This is a genomic window from Streptomyces reniochalinae (genome assembly GCF_003323735.1).
Lineage (GTDB): Bacteria > Actinomycetota > Actinomycetes > Streptomycetales > Streptomycetaceae > Streptomyces > Streptomyces reniochalinae.
Window position 1 is genome coordinate 93,958 of the sequence record NZ_QOIM01000026.1, and the last position, 17,921, is coordinate 111,878.

Annotated in this window: 16 protein-coding genes and 1 pseudogene; 11 read left to right on the top strand and 6 right to left on the bottom strand. The window is 72.1% G+C overall.

What is annotated here, in order from left to right; all coding sequences use genetic code 11:
• Nucleotides 1-44: 44 nt before the first annotated feature.
• From DQ392_RS08165 to DQ392_RS08175, 3 genes are all read left to right on the top strand, one after another.
• Nucleotides 45-1,460: a hypothetical protein gene (locus DQ392_RS08165; protein WP_114014844.1), complete on the top strand. Its 1,416-nt coding sequence runs from the start codon at nt 45-47 to the stop codon at nt 1,458-1,460.
• A gap of 153 nt (nt 1,461-1,613) precedes the next feature.
• Nucleotides 1,614-2,891 (top strand): AAA family ATPase, encoded by a 1,278-nt coding sequence (locus DQ392_RS08170; RefSeq protein WP_114014845.1) that lies wholly within the window; start codon nt 1,614-1,616, stop codon nt 2,889-2,891.
• Nucleotides 2,888-4,147: a vWA domain-containing protein gene (locus DQ392_RS08175; RefSeq protein WP_114014846.1), complete on the top strand. Its 1,260-nt coding sequence runs from the start codon at nt 2,888-2,890 to the stop codon at nt 4,145-4,147. The genes DQ392_RS08170 and DQ392_RS08175 overlap by 4 nt, the downstream gene beginning before the upstream one ends.
• Before the next feature lie 175 nt (nt 4,148-4,322).
• Here DQ392_RS08175 and DQ392_RS08180 read toward each other — a convergent pair whose 3' ends face one another.
• The 5 genes and pseudogenes from DQ392_RS08180 to DQ392_RS08200 form a co-directional block, all read right to left on the bottom strand.
• Nucleotides 4,323-5,207, bottom strand: coding sequence for a geranyl diphosphate 2-C-methyltransferase (locus DQ392_RS08180; protein ID WP_245981262.1), 885 nt, complete (start codon nt 5,205-5,207; stop codon nt 4,323-4,325).
• Between the two features lie 14 nt (nt 5,208-5,221).
• Nucleotides 5,222-6,322: pseudogene (locus DQ392_RS08185) on the bottom strand (family 2 encapsulin nanocompartment cargo protein terpene cyclase); the annotation flags it as partial.
• Between the two features lie 699 nt (nt 6,323-7,021).
• Nucleotides 7,022-7,507, bottom strand: a complete 486-nt coding sequence (locus DQ392_RS08190; protein ID WP_114014849.1) for an MSMEG_6728 family protein — start codon at nt 7,505-7,507, stop codon at nt 7,022-7,024.
• Nucleotides 7,508-7,705: 198 nt separating this feature from the next.
• Nucleotides 7,706-8,764, bottom strand: a complete 1,059-nt coding sequence (locus DQ392_RS08195; RefSeq protein ID WP_114014850.1) for a beta family protein — start codon at nt 8,762-8,764, stop codon at nt 7,706-7,708.
• Between the two features lie 127 nt (nt 8,765-8,891).
• Nucleotides 8,892-9,314 (bottom strand): secondary thiamine-phosphate synthase enzyme YjbQ, encoded by a 423-nt coding sequence (locus DQ392_RS08200; RefSeq protein WP_114014851.1) that lies wholly within the window; start codon nt 9,312-9,314, stop codon nt 8,892-8,894.
• 71 nt (nt 9,315-9,385) lie between these two features.
• Here DQ392_RS08200 and DQ392_RS08205 point away from each other — a divergent pair, with 71 nt between their 5' ends.
• The 8 genes from DQ392_RS08205 to DQ392_RS08240 all read left to right on the top strand — a co-directional run bounded on the left by DQ392_RS08205 (nt 9,386) and on the right by DQ392_RS08240 (nt 17,149).
• Nucleotides 9,386-10,540, top strand: a complete 1,155-nt coding sequence (locus tag DQ392_RS08205) for an NAD(P)-binding domain-containing protein (protein ID WP_114014852.1) — start codon at nt 9,386-9,388, stop codon at nt 10,538-10,540.
• A gap of 284 nt (nt 10,541-10,824) precedes the next feature.
• On the top strand, nt 10,825-11,577 hold the full coding sequence (locus DQ392_RS08210) for a (Fe-S)-binding protein (protein ID WP_114014853.1): 753 nt from the start codon (nt 10,825-10,827) through the stop codon (nt 11,575-11,577).
• A gap of 32 nt (nt 11,578-11,609) precedes the next feature.
• A complete protein-coding gene (locus DQ392_RS08215) occupies nt 11,610-11,816 on the top strand; it encodes a hypothetical protein (protein ID WP_114014854.1) in 207 nt (68 codons plus the stop codon).
• Nucleotides 11,813-13,378, top strand: coding sequence for a lactate utilization protein B (locus DQ392_RS08220; RefSeq protein WP_245981263.1), 1,566 nt, complete (start codon nt 11,813-11,815; stop codon nt 13,376-13,378). The genes DQ392_RS08215 and DQ392_RS08220 overlap by 4 nt, the downstream gene beginning before the upstream one ends.
• Nucleotides 13,365-14,021, top strand: coding sequence for a LutC/YkgG family protein (locus DQ392_RS08225; RefSeq protein WP_114014855.1), 657 nt, complete (start codon nt 13,365-13,367; stop codon nt 14,019-14,021). The genes DQ392_RS08220 and DQ392_RS08225 overlap by 14 nt, the downstream gene beginning before the upstream one ends.
• 153 nt (nt 14,022-14,174) lie before the next feature.
• Nucleotides 14,175-14,768, top strand: coding sequence for a hypothetical protein (locus DQ392_RS08230; protein WP_114014856.1), 594 nt, complete (start codon nt 14,175-14,177; stop codon nt 14,766-14,768).
• A gap of 251 nt (nt 14,769-15,019) precedes the next feature.
• Nucleotides 15,020-15,826 (top strand): ABC transporter ATP-binding protein, encoded by an 807-nt coding sequence (locus DQ392_RS08235; protein ID WP_114014857.1) that lies wholly within the window; start codon nt 15,020-15,022, stop codon nt 15,824-15,826.
• 195 nt (nt 15,827-16,021) lie between these two features.
• Complete coding sequence (locus DQ392_RS08240; protein WP_114014858.1) at nt 16,022-17,149, top strand: questin oxidase family protein; 1,128 nt, start codon at nt 16,022-16,024, stop codon at nt 17,147-17,149.
• 215 nt (nt 17,150-17,364) lie between these two features.
• On the opposite strand, the gene DQ392_RS08245 is transcribed toward DQ392_RS08240, so the two are convergent.
• Nucleotides 17,365-17,877, bottom strand: a complete 513-nt coding sequence (locus tag DQ392_RS08245) for an O-acetyl-ADP-ribose deacetylase (protein ID WP_114014859.1) — start codon at nt 17,875-17,877, stop codon at nt 17,365-17,367.
• Nucleotides 17,878-17,921 lie beyond the last annotated feature (44 nt).

Consider the following 17,921-nt stretch of genomic DNA (forward strand, 5'->3'; position numbering starts at 1 on the left):
TCTTCTGAGGGATTGGAGGTCCTGTCCGCGCAAGGTGAGTGCTGATGGGCGCTCATACCGCGGAGCGGGACTCCCGGCTTTCCTTCTGGCTGCGCGTGCGCGAGTTCGCCGTGCCGCCCTCCATGATCGTTACCGCTACCGCCCGCCGCCTGTCCGGGGACTGGGCGGGGGCGTGCGCCGCCGCGCACATCGACGTCGACCTCGACCTGCGTTCCGTGGCCCGTATCCGGGGCGGGGAACTCGCCGCCCGCCTCAGGAACGACCTGCGTCACCTGGCGCCCGACCTGTTGCGCTGGCACATGCCGAGGATCGCTCCCGACGGGCTGCTACGGCCGGGACTGACGCTCACGCTGGCCCGTTACGACGCCGCAGGCCCCGACGGCGCGGGCCCCGTGCACCTGGTGGCGCGGACCCCGCCGGCCTGGGCCGACGCCGGCCAGCGCTTCAGCATCGCCCTGTGGGACGGTTCCCGGTCCGGCCCCGACGCGCCGGCGGGTATCCGCCACCATCCGCACCCTGGGCCCCACCGGCGCTTCCGCCTCGATCTGCACCGTCACCTGTGGGACGTACGAAGCACCGACGCTCTGCCGACCCGGTCAGGAGCCGACCGGCCACCCACCGACCGCGGCTGCGACAGTGGCCCGGAGCTTCCCGGGGTGGGGCCGTGGAGACACCACTGCCCGGTCGACCGCTGGGCGGCCGAGGCGGACATCCTTCTGCGTGGCGAGGGACGGCCCGCAGGCGCCGTCACCGTACGGCTCGGGGCGCGGCGCCGCCTGGTCCTGAACCTCCGCCCGGACGACGACGGAACCGGACGCCCCGCGAGGTTGCGCAGCGCCACGGCAACGGACGGCAGCGTCTCGTCCCTGCCGGTCCTGCCCGAGGCCGCCACCTGGACACTGCCCGACCTCGCGCTGCTCCGTGCCGGCCTCGTCGAAGCCGGCCGGTTGCACCCACTGGTCGCCTCGGCGCTGGTACCCGATCGCTCGCCGACAGGCTCGCCCGTGGCCACGGAGCAGCCGGATGGGTCCCAGGTCGTGGAGTGCCGGGGCGCACAGCACCGGATCGGCCTCGTCGACGGGGTACTGACCCCGCTGGACCACGATCCGTCCGAGATCCGGCGTGAGGAGTTGCTGGCCGCACTGAGCGGAACGCCCCTCCCCTGCCTCCAGGCCATCGACCGGGCCCACCTCAAGCCCGAGTGTCTCGCCGGCGTCCGCGAACGGCTCGACCATGGCGACAACGCCGGTGCGCTGGCCGCCGTCGAGAGCCTGCTGGGTCCCGAGGCGGTGTTGCGGAGCGGCGCCCTGCGGGACGAGCTGGAGGCGGCCGCGCAGCGGCGCATCACCCACAAACTGTTCAGGGAGGGCCTGGTCGGAGCCGGTCCCCGCCGCGACCACCCGAAGCGTCGCCGCTCGCCCGACCACCGCTCGCACCCCCGCGACGCGACCTTCTACTGACCCGAGCCCCGCCCGCTCCCGCCTCGCTTCTCCCTTGCCCGCACGCCCGCCCCCGAGGGCGCCTCTCGCCGGAACGTTCGCCCGCTCCCTCCATCTGGTCGGCGCCTCCGCCCGGCATCCACCAGCCTCCCGACGACACCGAAGGTGATCTCTTTGCCCACATGCACTCCGTCCGACGCTGCCCTCGCCCCCTCCCACCCGGCCGGCGCCTCCCAACTCGACGTCGCGGGCGAGCTGCTGACTCTGCTGCGCGACCGTACGACCGAACCGCGCCCCGACACGCAGCTGGAAGCCCTGACGCTGGCCGTGGCCGCCGATCTGCCCGTCCTGCTGTGGGGCGAGCCGGGGATCGGCAAGACCGCGTCCCTGACCCAGCTCGCCAGGGCCCTCGACCTCCCCCTGACCACGGTGATCGCCAGTGTGCACGAACCATCCGACTTCTCCGGACTGCCCGTCGTCGGAGCAGACCCGGCGGAGGAGGGCATTCCGATGGCGCCGCCGGACTGGGCCGTGCGGCTGGTACGGGCCGGCCGCGGGCTGCTGTTCCTGGACGAGCTGTCCACCGCGCCGCCGGCCGTCCAGGCCGCCCTGCTGCGCCTCGTACTCGAACGGAGGATCGGCGCCCTGCGGTTGCCGCCCGGGGTCCGGATCGTCGCTGCCGCGAATCCGCGCTCCTCGGCGGCCGACGGGTGGGAGCTGAGCGCCCCACTGGCCAACCGGTTCGTCCACCTCCACTGGGTCCACGACCCCGAGACCGTGGTACGCGGACTCGGCGGAACGTGGCCCCGGGCGACACTGCCGCGGCTCGACCCGGAGAAGCTGCCCGAGGCCGTCGACTTCGCTCGCCGCGCGGTGTGCGGGCTCCTGTCCGCCCGCCCCGGCCTGGTGCACCGGCTGCCCGGCAACGAGACCCGCCGGGGCGGCGCCTGGCCCTCCCCGCGCAGTTGGGAGACGGCCGTGCGCATGGTCGCCTTCGCCACCGCCGCCGGCTCCTCGAGGGAGGTGCTCTCCTTGCTGGTCAGGGGCGCGGTGGGGGACGGCCCGGGGCTGGAGCTGATGGCGAGCCTGGACCGGATGGACCTCCCGAACCCGGAGACGCTGCTCGCCGACCCGTCCGGAGCGCTCCTGCCCGAGCGGGGAGATCTGCGCCAGGCCGTGCTCGACGGCGTGGTGCAGGCCGTGCGCAACCGCCCCGACAAGTCCCGCTGGGACGCGGCGTGGACCCTGCTCGTCCGGGCCGTGGAGACGGGCGCCCCGGACCTGGTGGTCGTCCCCGCGAACACACTGGCCGCACTGCGCCGCGACGACTGGGACGTGCCGGAATCCATCGGCCGGCTCGCCGGAGCGGTCACCCTCTCCCAGCGCGCGGACCACGCGGCGGAGCGAGCAGCCCAACGGGCTGCCGGTGTCACCGCGAGGCCGGGGCGATGACCGCCGCCGCGCCGGAGGCGCTGGACCTCGACAAGCTCTTCGCCGCCCGGCTGCACGCCGCACGGAGCCGGCCGTACCTGGCCACCGCGTTGTTCGCCCTGCACACCGTGGAGTCCCGGCAGGCACCGACGATGGCCGTCGACCGGCACTGGCGCTGCTACGCGTCACCGGCGTTCGTGGACCGGACGCCGGTGGAGGAACTGGCCGGAGTGTGGGTGCACGAGGTTTCCCACCTGCTGCGCGATCACCACGGGCGCAGTGACCGGTACGCACGGGAGCACGGGGCGACCGGTCCCGCGGAGCACCTGCGCATGAACATCGCGGCCGACTGCGAGATCAACGACGACGCCTTCGGCGACGGGTTGGCCCGGCCGGAAGGCGCCGTCGGGCCAGGGGCGCTGGGGCTGCCCGACGGGGAACTCATGGAGGACTACCTGCGCCAGTTCCGGCTCGGGCCGCGTACGCAGAGCATGGCCTGGCTGGACTGTGGCAGCGGCGCCGACGGGCAGGAACGGGAATGGGACCTGGGACCCGGCGGTGCGCACGGCCTCTCCGAACAGGAACGCGAAGCGGTCAGGTTCCGCGTGGCGCGGGGCATCACCGCGCGCCCCGGCAGGACCTCCAAGGGCTGGCGGCGATGGGCTCAGGAAGTGGTCCATCCGCCGCAGCCGTGGCGGGAATTGCTGGGAGCGGCGGTCCGCTCCGCTGCTCCCGGCTCCGGCGCGAGCGAGGACTACACTTACGGCCGACCGTCGCGACGCTCGGCCGGCGTGCCCGGCGTCGTCCTCCCCAGCCTCCGGCGCAGGCCGCCCCGGGTCTCCGTGGTCATCGACACCTCCGGTTCCGTCGACGACACCGAACTGGGCAGCGCGCTGCTCGAAGTGGCGGCGATCTCCCGGGCCCTCGGCGGACGTCGGGACCTGGTCTCCGTACTGCCGTGCGACGCAGCGGCCCGGGTCGTGCATCCGCTCTGCCACGCCGAGGGCATACCGCTGCTCGGCGGTGGAGGTACCGACCTGCGCACGGGGTTCACCCAGGCCCTCCGCGCGCGGCCCCGACCGGACGTCCTGGTCATCCTGACCGATGGGCAGACACCCTGGCCCGACACACGGCCGCCCTGCCGGACGGTGGTGGGCCTCTTCCCCCGCGGGTACGGAAACCGGTCCTGGGACGAGGACGACCCCGACCACGTGCCCGACACGCCGCCGGCGTGGGCGCGAGTGGTGGACATCGGATCGGCTCCCGCGGTGGGGTGAGCGAGTCGGCTCGTGCGGTGCGGTGAGTCAGCGGCGAACGGCCCCGGTCACGACCACACGTGCGAGCGACGCGGCCAGGGGCCCGAAAGCGCCGTCGCCCCGGAAGCCCCGGCACTCCGGAAGCCCCGGGCCCGTCGGATGGATGACGGGCCCGGGACCTTCGGTCAACCGTGGATCAGACGCGGTCGGCAGCGATCAGGAGATACTGGAAAGAACCGTCCTTGTAAGAGTTGATGAACGCCTCCTCGATGCCGGTGACGAGGGAGGACGTGGCTCGCAGCTCCCAGTACGGCAAGGTCGCGCCGGTCAGGTCGATGACTGCCTGCGGCACGAGACGGTTGTCGGCCATGGCGCGCAGATACTCGCGGCGGGAATGGATGTTGCACTCGAAGTGCGCGTTGATCTGCGAGACCCACTTCGAGGGCTGGCCGTAACGCGGGTTCCAGCAGCCGGTGATGGTCACATAACGGCCGCCGGCCGCGAGGATGCGGGCGTGCTCGGCGAAGAGGTCGTGCAGGTCGACGTACATGCTCGACTCGTTGTTCCACGAGGCCGCGGCCTGCCCCGAATCGAAGGGCGTCTCCAGCATGTTGCACACGCGGGCTTGCACATGGTCCTCGATGCCGAGTTCTATGGCGCGCTGGTTGGCGAAGTCGGCCTGCTTGGCCGACAGCGTGACGCCACGGACCTCGCACCCGAAGCGCTGATGGGCCAGGACCATCGAACCGCCCCGGCCGCAGCCGGCGTCCACGAGCATGTCGTCGCGCCCGACGCGGCCGAGGTGGTCCAGGAGGACCTCGGTCTGCGCCGACTCCAGACGGTGCAGCTCGGCGATCAGCCGCTGCTCGTACCCGCTGTCGCCGGCGTCTCCGAGGGCGGCGTGGTCGACGTCGCCGATGCCGTAATGGTGGTGGTACAGCCCGTCGACCTCGCCCAGGCGCAGGTTCACGGGCCTGGCCTCCTGGTCCCAGTAGCGGGCGATGTCACCCTGGTAGGGCGACGCCGGGGAGGGCACGAAGGCGTGGGCGCCCTGTGCGGTGGTGAGCTCGGTGCTGGTCACGAAAAGGTCCGTCCTTACCAAAAATCGGGCAGGCTGTACCGGTAGGTGTTCGTCTGGTGCCAGTAGTGGTTGCCGTCGACCCATGCGGCCACGCCCCGCAGGAAGCGCAGCACGCTCGGGACGGGACAGGCGGCGGCCAGGGCGGCGGCCTCGGCTTCGAAGGTGTGCATGAGGTCGTTGTGGACCTCGACCGCCTTGAGATAGGCGTCCTTTTCGGAGAGGCCCTCCCGCTCGGCGATCACGACGGGCAGATTCAGGTGCGTGCCCGGGCTCTTGAGTTCCTTGGTGTACGAGTAGAGGTCGTTGACGAGGGTGGTGGCGTTGCCGGCGAGCGCGATGACCCGCTGCACAGCGGGCCTGGCGTGCAGGTCGGCCGGGAGCTCGTAGCCGCCGACGGTGTCGGTGATCGTGGGGCACGGGCGGAAGTTGTTGAACTGGCGCATCGCCAGGTACTCCCACACCTCGGGCACGTGTTCCGCCTGTGCCCAGGCGGCCTCCGCGAGGTACCCCAGGTGCAGACGGGACATGTCGTGCCGGTACCTGTCGGCCTGGGAGGGGGACGCCTTCCGCACGAAGTACTCCATCGCGGAGCGGTAGGCGCGCCGGGGAGCGTCCGACTGGAGCGACTCCACCCACTCCGCCTCGTACTCCCCCGTCGTGTGCAGCGGGTCGAGAGCCGTGTGCGCGAGCAGGAGGCGGCTGCCGAGGCCGATGGGCGAGCCGCCGTGGTCCTCGCAGTAGCAGTCGTCGACCGCGTTCTCCGCGACCATCAGCCGCGTGGCGACCATCAGGTGTTCGATGGTGGGAGCGTCCGGATGGCAGGCGACCATGTAGCGGCCGACGGAGAAGCCGTCGAACTCCTCCTCCCACTCCGGCGGGTAGGCCTGGACCTCGTCCACCGCCCACCTCTTGATCCTGCGGCTGACCTCCCCCACCCGTGCCGCGTCGGGCTCAGGAACGGGGTGGTAGTAGAGGCCGGGGACCGGCTCACCCTGTGCCGGCGGGTCGGACGCCCCGAACACCGACGAGCCCTCGGAGACCCCGCACGCCGGGGAGACTTCCCGCCTGCCGGGACGCAGGCTCGACGTACCCGGACCGCTGGGGCCGCACAGGATCCGCTCCAGGACCGAGCTCGCCTGCCTGGCGTGCCTCGCGGCGGCAGCGTCCTCCTCCGTGCACCGGGAGTTCGGCTCACCTCCCCGTGCCGTCGTCTCACCACCCGTGCCGTCATCGCGCCCGGGCGCGGGCACGGGCACGGGTGCGGACTCGGGCACGGCCCGGTGCGCGGGTGCGGACTCGGTCACAGGCGCGGACCCGGGTATCTCCTGGGCGGTCTCCCGCACGGCGGGGAAGGGTGAGGGGAAGGAGGGGGGCCCTGGCAGGGTGAGCAGCGCGTCTTCCCCGGATTCGGCCTCGTCAGCAGGTGCGGCTGCGGCCCGGGCCGCAGCCGCAGGCGTACTCGACTGCTGAGGGGAAGACCCAGGATCGGGCATCCGTAACTCCTTCGCGACGGTGGTGATCGGCGTACGCGGCGGCAACCGAGGAAGAACGGAAGGGGTGAACATCGGGAAATCCGCTCAGCTCCCGAGAACCAGTTAACGTCCGGCCCACCCAGCTCGTCCCACGACCTCGATGGAGTTACTCCGATGCAGTGATCCCGCCCCAAGCCGTGTTTATCCGGACGAAAAAGTGGACGGTGAGGACGCGCACGGCAGCACGTTCGACCGACGGCAGGGCATGGTCGAGGGCCCGCGCAATCGCCCACGGCCGGCCCCGGCTCCTGTCACGGTGCCGGTGGCGGAACCGGCCAGCCGTCACACATCCGTCACCCGTCGCCTGCGGTCCGATGCCGGCCAGACATAGGGAAGACCTTCGGGAACGTCCGGAAAGTGCGTGCGATAAAAGGAGGGATCTTTGGTGACCAGCGCTGACTGGTGGCTGCGGTGGAAGGCGGAGTCGCCCAGCCAGTTGGGCAACTCGTCGGCTGCCGCGAGTTCCGCGTAACCGCGGGGCGGGTCAGCGAAGTCCTCGAGCGCGGCGAAGTCCCGCATCATGGTTCCCGCACAAGTGTCCGCCCTGCCGCTGTCGGTCCAGACGTGGCACATCTCGAGGCCATACCGGACCAGAGCCTCCTCGTAGCCGGCCCACATCCGTACGGCGGGGTGGTTCCGCCAGCCGTAGCCCGGCACGGTCAGACCGCGCAGCACCTGGAGCGTCTCCACCCGCTGCTTGCCCAGCCTGCGCATGTCGAGCACGGCCGCGCTGGCGGCGAACTCCGGGTGAGGGAGAAACGTCTGCATGCTCGCTGCCCAGCCCTTCACGCTGGTAGGCGCCCGTGTCCGCGCTGTGCAGGGCCCCGACGGAAGCGGCGGGTCGTCGACGTTCGTGTCCGCGGGCCTCCGCAGGAGCAACAATCACAGTACTGACCACCCGTCACTACCACCGTCACCGACACCTGGTGGACCAGCGGTCCCGTTCGACGTCCTGTGCTTCCTGACTCAGCTACCTGACAGGCACCGGACGACGTACGTCATGTGCTGGACGTTGCCAACCCAGAGCCATTCCGTCGGCCCGCCCGTGCCCCGCCCGGACGTCGCGGGCCCGTCCGCGCAAGCGCGCAGCCAATGCTCTCCGGCCCCACCGGTCGCTTCCCGGAACTCGGGCAGACCGAGAATCTGCCGGGCCGCCCTCCGGTTGACCGCGATCCGCTCGGTTCCGCGGGTCAAAACCTTGCAGAGAAGGAACGCGTTCCCGGTGGTGTAGCGGAGAAAGCCCCAAGGCGGGCCTCCTTTTCTGTCCGGCTGCGGCACCTGGGCGAGGGCGCCGACGGGCTGCACCCCGTAGTCGCCGTACCCGAGCGACGGCAAGTAGGTACGACCGCTCGCCCGTATCTCGCTCCACATGTGCCAGTCGGTGCGAGGCTCTTCGCGCAAGCCCTGTTCCAGCATGTCGCCCGTGACGCGAGGGAATCCCCCGCCCAGCACGGCGGCGGTCCGCCACGGTGCCAGGGCAAACAGCGCGTCAAGGGCACGCAGGGCCTCCTTGCCCGCCCCGGGCCGGTCTCCGAGGACGCTGCTCATGTCCAGCATCAGATCGACGGGCACAGTGGAACAGGCCCGAGCCAGGAGCATCCGAACAGCTTCAGCGGTGCCGCCGTCCCACTCCGTCGCGACGCGTACGCGGACGCCGACACCGCAGCCACAGCGGCGGGCCACCTCCACGGCCGCTGTCTGCTGCGCCTCGGTCCGTTCCGGCCCCGTGACGGGACGCAGCCGGCCCAACTCGCTGTAGGCAGACAGTGCGTCGGCGAGCCCGGAAATCTGCGCGTCCTCGGCGAAGGGAGCGTCGATCCAGCCGTCATGATGACGATGGACGCCACTCACCGGGGCGACGAACTTCCGCACCGCGGCCTCCAACCGTGCCGACCCGACGGCGGGCAGGGGCGGAAGATTCCACAGCGGCATGAGAGCGGCCCTGACGTCCGGTCGCAGACGTCGATAGGCCGCGACCGCGTGCGGCCGAGCCGGCAGGACAGGAACATAGAGCGGTCCGGACATCGCAGCTCCCCCTCGGCACTGCCCGCGCGCTTTCCCTCTCTCCCAGGGTCAGCGAACGTGAGGCACGTGAGAAGAGAGCCCTTTCAGCCTGAATGGCCGACATGCGCGTTGCGTGCCGATGCCGCGGCTACCCGAGGAACGACAACCGGACCTGGCGGCTGGGATTGTCCCCGTTCGTGTCGACCAGGCAGATCGACTGCCAGGTGCCCAGTTCCAGGGAGCCGCTGAGGACGGGGAGGGTGGCGTGGGGAGGGACGAGGGCGGGGAGGACGTGGTCGCGGCCGTGGCCGGGGCTGCCGTGCCGGTGGCGCCAGCGGTCGTCGGGCGGCAGCAGATCCCGCAGTGCGGCGAGCAGGTCGTCATCGCTGCCGGCACCGGTCTCCAGGATGGCGATGCCCGCGGTGGCGTGCGGGACGAACACGTTGAGCAGACCGTCGCGGCCGCGTGCCGCGTCGGCGAGGAAAGTCTCGCAGTCGCGGGTGAGGTCGTGGACGGTCTCGGACGAGCCGGTGGAGACTCGCAGGACGTGGGTGCGGAGTGCGTCGGTCATGCTCCCATTCTGGGGCCGGGTGCCGTCCGGGTCGCGGGAAGGTTCCGGGGCCGCGTGTGGTTGGCGCAGGCATGGAGACTGTGGAGGCCGTGGTCATCGGTGCCGGGCAGGCGGGGCTGTCCAGCGCCTACCACCTGCGGCGTACGGGCTTCGTGCCCGGTACGGACTTCGTCGTCCTGGATCACTCGCCCGCGCCCGGCGGGGCGTGGCAGTTCCGGTGGCCGACGCTGACCTACGGCCGGGTCCACGGGATGCACGCGCTGCCCGGCATGGAGCTGACCGGAGCCGATCCCGGCCGCCCCTCGGCGGAGGTGATCGGAGAGTACTTCCGCGCGTACGAACACGCCTTCGGCCTACGGGTCCGGCGCCCCGTTGACGTGCGGGAGGTGCGGGAGATCGGTGAGGCCGGCCACGGCGGCCGACTCCTGGTGCAGACCTCGGACGGTGACTGGTCGACACGGACGGTGATCAACGCGACGGGGACCTGGGATCGCCCGTTCTGGCCGCGGGTGCGGGGGCAGGAGCTCTTCCTGGGCCGGCAATTGCACACCGCGCAGTACCCGGGTCCCGGCGCGGACGCCTTCGTGGGCAGGAGGGTGGTGGTCGTCGGGGGCGGCACCTCGGCGGTACAGCATCTGATGGAGATCGCCGAGGTCGCGAGGGAGACCGTGTGGGTGACCCGGCGGCCGCCGCTCTTCCGGACGGGCGAGTTCGGGCCGCAGGAGGGCCGTGCGGCCGTGGCGCTGGTGGAGGAACGGGTGCGCCAGGGGTTGCCTCCGCAGAGCGTGGTGTCGGTGACAGGACTGCCCATGACGGAGGAGCTGCGGCGTGCTCGGGAGCGCGGGATTCTGGAGCGGCGTCCGATGTTCTCCTCCGTGACCGCCGACGGTGTCCAGTGGGACGACGGGAGCCGGGCAGCCGCGGACACGATCCTGTGGGCGACCGGGTTCCGCCCCGCCGTCGATCATCTGGCCCCGCTGCGGCTGCGCGAGTCGGGCGGCGGCATCCGGCTGGATGGCACGCGAGCGGTCCGCGACCCACGCGTTCACCTGGTCGGTTACGGGCCGTCGGCCAGCACCATCGGCGCCAACCGTGCCGGGAGGGCCGCCGTGCGGGAGGTACGGGACCTGCTGACGGCCACTGCCGGCCCCTCGGACACCGACGCATCAGCGAGTCAGGCGACTCACGTGACTCCGGCGGCTCAGACGGCTCCGGCGGCCGCCTGAACTCACGGCCCACCGACGCGGACGAATGGTGCCGTGACTCCTCTGGAGTCCCTGGCGACTCACGCAGGGTGGACAGCTGGGACGAGCGCCCCGTCCGTGGTCCGGATCTGGTGCCTGGCGGCGTACTACTGCGACAGTAGGGCCCGACGGTGATCACCCGTACGGTCTTCCGCAGGGCGGCGGCCGGAGGGTCGCCGGCGCGGACAGGCATGGAGCCGGCGGACAGGCGTGGAGCCTGTGCGGGTCGGCGCGAAGGCTGACAGGTGAGACGGAAGGGAGGCGTCGTGCGCGTAGCGCTCTTCGTCACCTGCATCAACGACGCGCTCTATCCGCGCACGGGACAGGCCGTGGTGGCGCTGCTGGAGCGGCTCGGTGTGGAGGTGGACTTCCCCGACGCGCAGTCGTGCTGTGGGCAGCCGCAGTTCAACACCGGCTACCGGCACGCGACCGAGCCGTTGGTGGAACGCTATGCCGACGCCTTCGAGGGGTACGACCACATCGTCGTCCCGTCCGGGTCGTGCGCGGCGATGGTGCGGGACAACTACCCGCGCATCGGCGCGAAGGCCGCTGCCGAGGGGCGGGGCCGGGTGCTGTCCGCGGCGGCGGAGCGGGTGGTGCCCCGCACCTACGAGCTCACGGAGTTCCTGGTGGACGTGCTGGGCGTCACGGACGTGGGGGCGTACTACCCGCACACCGTCACCTACCACCCGACCTGCCATGGGCTGCGCATGCTGGGGCTCGGCGAGCGTCCCAGGCGACTGCTGGAACAGGTGGAGGGACTCCAGCTGAGGGAGCTGGAGGGCGCGGAGGAGTGCTGTGGTTTCGGAGGGACGTTCGCCGTGAAGAACGCGGCCGTCTCCTCCGCGATGGGCGCGGACAAGGCGCGCCACATCGAGGCGAGCGGCGCAGGGTCGGTCTGCACGGTGGACAACTCGTGTCTGATGCACATCGGCGGCGTCCTCTCCCGCTCAGGGTCGCGGGTGCGCCCCGTGCACCTGGCGGAAATCCTGGCGAGCACGCGTGAGGCGCCGCTGTGAGACCTCAGCGGCGGACAGGTGAGGCGGCCCCAGTGGCGGACGAGGTACGCCCCCTGGTGAACGAGGCGGCCCCCGAGCCGGGCTGGAGTTCCGGCACGACGGGCGAAAGGGTTCGGGTGCGGACGGGCGGCACGGACGCCGGGCACGCCAGGCACGCCGAGAGCGCCGTGCGCGTCGACAAGGCGAGCCGGGCGAGCGAGTCGGGCGTGACGAGCGAGTCGAGCAGGGAGGCACGGTGAGCGTCACCTACCTGGGCATGCCGCCCTTCCCACAGGCGGCACAGGACTCCACCCGGGACACACGGCTGCGCGGCAACCTGCGGCACGCCACCCACACGATCCGCGACAAGCGGGCGGGCGCGGTGGCGGAGCTGACGGACTGGGCGGCGCTTCGCACGGCCGGTGCGCAGATCAAGGACCGCACGCTGCGCCATCTGGACACTTATCTGGAACAGCTGGAGGCCGCCGTCACCGCGGCGGGCGGCACCGTGCACTGGGCGGTGGACGCGGCGGAGGCCAACGAGATCGTCACCCGGCTCGTACGGGAGACCGGCGAGCGCGAGGTCGTCAAGGTCAAGTCGATGGCGACCCAGGAGATCGGCCTCAACGAGGCGCTGGAGGACGCCGGGATCGCGGCCTACGAGACCGACCTGGCGGAGTTGATCGTGCAGCTCGGGGACGACCGGCCCTCGCACATCCTGGTCCCCGCCATCCACCGCAACCGCGGCGAGATCCGCGACATCTTCGCCGAGAGGATGGGCCGGTGGGGGCGGCCCGCGCCGGACGGGCTCGGTGACAGCCCCGCTCAGTTGGCGGAGGCCGCACGGCTGCACCTGCGGGAGAAGTTCCTGAACGCGAAGGTGGGCATCTCCGGGGCGAACTTCATGGTGGCGGAGAGCGGGACGCTCGTCGTCGTCGAGTCCGAGGGCAACGGCCGGATGTGTCTGACGCTTCCCGAGACGCTGATCTCGGTGGTCGGCATCGAGAAGGTCGTCCCCACGTGGCAGGACCTGGAGGTCTTCCTCCAACTGCTGCCGCGTTCCTCGACGGCCGAGCGGATGAACCCCTACACCTCGACCTGGACGGGCAGTGCCGACGGCGACGGCCCCCGCAGTTTCCATCTGGTGCTGCTGGACAACGGCCGTACGGACACACTGGCCGACCAGGTGGGCCGGCAGACGCTGCGGTGCATCCGCTGCTCGGCATGTCTCAACGTCTGCCCCGTCTACGAACGTGCGGGCGGGCACGCCTACGGGTCGCCCTATCCGGGCCCCATCGGAGCGATCCTCACCCCGCAGCTCGACAGCGTGGAGACCGGCCTGGACGCGTCCTTGCCGTACGCCTCGTCGCTCTGCGGTGCCTGCTACGAGGTGTGCCCCGTGGCCATCGACATCCCCGAGGTGCTGGTGCACCTGAGGGAGCGCGTCGTGCAGGGCGGGACGGTCACGGTCCGCGGGCAGCGTACGACTGTGCGGCCCGCCAAGGGGCACGCGGCCGAACGAGCCGCCATGCGGGCGGCCTCCTGGACCTTCGATCATCCGCGCGCCCTGCGCGCGGGCGAGCGCCTCGCCTCGCGGGCCCGCCGGCTGGTGCCGAACAGGCTGCCGGGGCCGGGCAGCGCCTGGACGGACACCAGGGACACGCCCCGGGTACCGCCCGAGTCCTTCCGTGACTGGTGGCGGCGCACGCGCACACCCGCGGGGGCCGCGGGGAAGAGCGGAGGGGAGAGCGTCCGTCAGGAGGGACGGCCGGAAACGCCCGGCGGGAGGGACCGACAGGAGGGGTCCGATGAGCAGCCGTGAGACCGTGCTGGGCCGGGTGCGGCGCGCCCTGGCCGACGTGCCCCGCGGGGAGCGGCCCGACGAGGCGCCGGTCGGCCGCGACTATCTGCGGGTGCACGGGGAGCGCAGCCCGGGGGAGACCGTTCGGCTGCTGAGGGAGCACCTGACCGACTACCGGGCCCGGGTGCACCACTGCTCCCCCGCCTCGCTGCCGGAGACGGTCGCCGAGCTGCTGGCACGGCAGGGGTCGCGCAGTGTGGTGACTCCGGCCGGGGTTCCGGGCGCCTGGCTGCCGCAGGATCTCGAGCACGTCGCGGACTCGCCGGCGTTGACTCCGCACGATCTGGACGCGGTCGGCAGTGTGGTGACCGGCTGCGCGGTCGCCGTGGCGGAGACGGGCACGCTGGTGCTGGACGCCTCACGGGACCAGGGGCGGCGGAGCATCACGCTCGTGCCCGACCATCACGTCTGCGTGGTGCGGGTGCCCGATCAGGTCGTCGGCTCGGTTCCGCAGGCGCTGGAGCGGCTGGATCCCGCCCGCCCGCAGACGTGGATCTCCGGCCCCTCGGCCACCAGCGACATCGAGCTGAACAGGGTGGAGGGCGTACACGGGCCGCGCACCCTCGACGTCGTGCTCGTGGGCGAGGAGTCCTCGATGTTCTGACCGCCGATCACCCAACTCTCCGGGCTCACGGAGACGTCAGGGGAGGATGTTCTTCAAGTTACTTACCGGAACCGGTGGTTCGGGGCGCGTGTGCGTGCAAAAGTTCGACGCGATCATCTTCCCCCAGCGCTTCCCACAAGGAGACACGCGCACGTGAGCCACTCCCCCATCTCCGCCCCCCACACCGTGGCCCCCGCCGGGCCCGCGGAACCCGGCTTCAGACCCGACGCACCGGTCAACAGACCACTGCTGATGGTCGTCATGCTCTCCGCCGCAGCGCTGTCGGCCCTCTCCGCCATACTGAGCGCGTCGATGGTGTACCTGGGAGGCAAGGACCTCGCCGACCAGAACGTGCGCAACGCGGTCGACAGCGACCCTTCCGCCGTAGGTCTCCCGGCGGACACCCGGTCCGCCGATCTGAAGCGGATGTCCCCGACGGCCTGGGACGACGTCGTCACCCACTGGCAGGACACCATGTCCGCACGTGCGGCGTTCGCGGTCGCCCTGGCCCTGCTGGTGCTGCTCTGTGCGCTGCTGGCCCGCAACGCCTCCCTGTGGTCCCGTGCGGCCCTCAGCGTCGCGGTGCTGCTGGGAGGCGCCTTCCCGCATGTTCTGGTGCTGCGGGACGCCCCGCCGACAGGGCTCTACGCGACCAGCCTCGCAGCCCCCGCGCTGGCCGTGGTCACCGTGGTGCTGTGCTGGCTGCCGCCAGTGGGACGGTACGCCAAGGCCCGCAGCCGATCCTGAACTCTCCCTCAGCTACTGCTTCCGGCACCGGCCCGCCCGGTGCCGCGGACGAAGGGCGACCTGGTCGCCGGGGCGGTGGAGGTCTGCTTCCCAGGCGGCGCTCCGCCGACGCGTGCCAGCGCACCGACGCCTGCCGACGGTGAGACAGTCGAGCAGGCTGCTGCACCGTACAGCTAGTCTGGTCGCCCGCACGGCAGCCGGAAGCGAGCCCTCCGGGTGCCGCGACCGCCCGAGCTCACCGGAGGCCCGCCATGAACCAGCCCGCGCCCCGCCAGGTCGCCTCGATCGAGGGGGTCGGTGTCCGCCGCATGACCTCGGACCAGGTCATCCTCGACGGGATCGACTGGTCGGTGCGAGCCGGTGAGCACTGGGCACTCCTGGGAGCCAACGGGGCGGGCAAGACGACGTTGCTCAAGCTGATCGGCGCCGTCATGCACCCCACGTCCGGCACCGTCGAGGTGCTGGGCAACCGCCTCGGCCGAGTGGACGTGCGAGAGCTGCGCGCCCACATCGGGCACGTCTCCACCTCCCAGCGCGTCCCCCAGGACGCGCCGGCGCACACCGTCGTGCTGACCGGCGCGACGGGCACCGTGCAGCCGCTGTGGCGCAAGTACGACGACGAGACCCGCCAGCTGGCCCACGACCTGCTGTCCGAGCTGGAGTGCAAGGAGCTCGCGGACCGGCCCTTCGGGGTGTGCTCCGGCGGGCAGCGGGCCCGCATCCTGATCGCCAGGGCGCTGATGCCCGCGCCGTCCCTGCTGCTGCTGGACGAACCGTTCAACGCCCTGGACCTGCCCTCCCGCGAGGACCTGATCGACGCGCTGCGCCGGCTGGCCGCGGACCGTCCGGCTCTGGCGACGGTCACGGTCACCCACCACCTGGAGGAGCTGCCGCCGACCACCAGTCACGCACTGCTGCTGCGCGAGGGCCGGGTCGGCGCGTGCGGCCCCGTCGGCGACGTGCTGACGGGAGAGCTGATGACCCGGTGCTTCGGCCGCCCCATCGACGTCACTCACCAGGACGGCCGGTGGCTGGCCCGCTCGGGACACCGCAGCTGAGAGGGCCGCTCCGGGGGGCGGCCGGGCCCGGCTCGGACAGCCGCGGCGGGCGGGTCCAGGCCGGTCCCGGGCCCCGAGTCCGTCCCGGAGCCCGCATCGGTACTGGATCCCGGAGCCGGTCCTAGGACCCGAGGCAGACCGCGTTCGGTCCCGCGCCCGTTCCGGCACGGTGCGGCCCGCCCGTAGCGTCCCGGTATGGACTCCTCGACGACACGCCTCGGACACGGCGACCCCACAGGAACGCTGGACGAAGCCCTCGAACGCCTCCACTCCACCGGTCCCGAGTTCGAGGGCTGGCTGAGCAATCACGCTCCCATGGCGGTCGAGGCGCTGGTGCGGCACGGAGAGACACGCACGGCGCACCGCTGGCTCGACGGTTACGCGGAGAAGCTGGAGGACCCGCCGGGGAGTCGCGCGCCCGTCACGGACACCAACTGGCGTGCGGCGCTGGGCGACCCCTCCCGCCTGACGGACTGGACGCGCTTTTTCACCCACAAGGTGGAAGAGCGGCCCTGGCGCGACGTCCTCGCTCTCTGGTGGCCGCTGCTGCTGCCCGGCATCGCCGGAGGCGCGACCCACCCCGTGATCCGGACGGGCCACGCCGTGCGCGCCCTGCTCACCGAGGACGGCGAGACCGCACCGCGCCGTACGGAGCTCGCCCACGCGCTCGGTTACTGGGCCGCACGGCACAGCACGCTGGCAGAGATCGAACCGCTCCCCCGAGCGGGGTCAGCGGACGAGAGCTACGAGGCCGTACCGCTGATCTCCCAGCAGAGCGGCGGCATCCGCGAACGGCTCGCCCGGATCGCCGCACTCCCCCAGCGACCGCGCACGACGGAGGCCGAAAACCAGCCGGAGCGAGAAGGAGGGAGCACCGGTCCGCACGGAGGAAGCACCGATCCGGAGGGTGCCCGCGCCGACCTGGAGGAGATCGTTCGCGCCGCCACCCACCGGTACGCCACCCACGCGCACGGCTCACCCGTCATGCTGGTGCACGCGGCGACGGCCCCCAACGCCGTACTGCGCGTCCTGCCCGCGCTGCCGCACGAGCTGTGGGCCGCCAGTGTCGACGCCGCCTGGGCGGCGAGCGCAGCCGTCACCGCCGTCTACGGGTCCTCGCAGGGCATGCCCGTTCCCGCCGGCGGCGGACTCACCCCGCGGGAGGCGTTCGCCGAGGCGGCCGCACACGGGGACGAGCACGCCATCAAGTTCGCGGACACCGCCCTCGACGTCGCCGCGCGGCAGAACGGCGACGATCCGCTCGCGGTGGCCGCTGTGCTGCGGACGACCGAGCTGATCGAACCCGCCCGCCGGCCACGGTGATTCCACGTCCTCCACGGGTCGGTCACAGGCTCGCCTTCGGTGCTGCGGGAGCAGTTGGACCGCTGTCGCGGTGAGGGTGGCCGGCCGTCGGAACGAAGGTGGGGGCGCGCTTCAGCGCCCGCGCCGTCAGCCCCGTCGCCCGTGCCAGGACGCCCTGGGGCGCCGCGGAAACGCACGCTTCGGAGAGACGGCGGAGGGGCCGGTACCCCGCCGTGTCAGTCGATCTGCGCGGCGAAGGCCGCGTACGCCCCCTCGTCGAAGAGCACGAACCTGACCTCCTCAACCGCAGTGTCCGCCCCGCGCACCGCCTCCACCGCGATCCGCGCGGCGTCTGCCACCGGCCAGCCATAGGCACCGGTGGAGACGGCGGGAAACGCGACCGTCCGCGCACCGAGTTCGTCCGCGACGCGCAGAGACTCCAAGAAGCAGGAGGAAAGCAGCGCGGGGTCGCCACCGGAATCCCGGTACACCGGGCCGACCGTGTGGATGACCCAGCGGGCCGCGAGCCGTCCCGCCGTGGTGGCGACGGCCTGCCCGGTGGGTAGGCCGCGCCCGTAGTGTCCGGCGCGCAGTCGGCGGCACTCGTCGAGAACGGCGGGGCCGCCCTTGCGGTGGATCGCCCCGTCCACGCCTCCCCCGCCCAGCAGCGAAGTGTTGGCGGCGTTGACGACGGCGTCGACGTCCTGCTCGGTGATGTCGCCCCGCACGAGGGTGATGTTCGTCGGCATGTGCACCATCCTGGCGCGGCGGGCGGCTGGACGCACACGGGTTG

Excerpts from the sequence above, each read along its gene's own strand:
- DQ392_RS08205 (WP_114014852.1), top strand. The coding sequence starts at position 9,386 with ATGGAGACTGTGGAGGCCGTGGTCATCGGTGCCGGGCAGGCGGGGCTG.
- DQ392_RS08200 (WP_114014851.1), bottom strand. The coding sequence starts at position 9,314 with ATGACCGACGCACTCCGCACCCACGTCCTGCGAGTCTCCACCGGCTCG.
- DQ392_RS08225 (WP_114014855.1), top strand. The coding sequence starts at position 13,365 with ATGAGCAGCCGTGAGACCGTGCTGGGCCGGGTGCGGCGCGCCCTGGCC.
- DQ392_RS08165 (WP_114014844.1), top strand. The coding sequence starts at position 45 with ATGGGCGCTCATACCGCGGAGCGGGACTCCCGGCTTTCCTTCTGGCTG.
- DQ392_RS08190 (WP_114014849.1), bottom strand. The coding sequence starts at position 7,507 with ATGCAGACGTTTCTCCCTCACCCGGAGTTCGCCGCCAGCGCGGCCGTG.
- DQ392_RS08235 (WP_114014857.1), top strand. The coding sequence starts at position 15,020 with ATGAACCAGCCCGCGCCCCGCCAGGTCGCCTCGATCGAGGGGGTCGGT.
- DQ392_RS08175 (WP_114014846.1), top strand. The coding sequence starts at position 2,888 with ATGACCGCCGCCGCGCCGGAGGCGCTGGACCTCGACAAGCTCTTCGCC.
- DQ392_RS08195 (WP_114014850.1), bottom strand. The coding sequence starts at position 8,764 with ATGTCCGGACCGCTCTATGTTCCTGTCCTGCCGGCTCGGCCGCACGCG.
- DQ392_RS08240 (WP_114014858.1), top strand. The coding sequence starts at position 16,022 with ATGGACTCCTCGACGACACGCCTCGGACACGGCGACCCCACAGGAACG.
- DQ392_RS08245 (WP_114014859.1), bottom strand. The coding sequence starts at position 17,877 with ATGCCGACGAACATCACCCTCGTGCGGGGCGACATCACCGAGCAGGAC.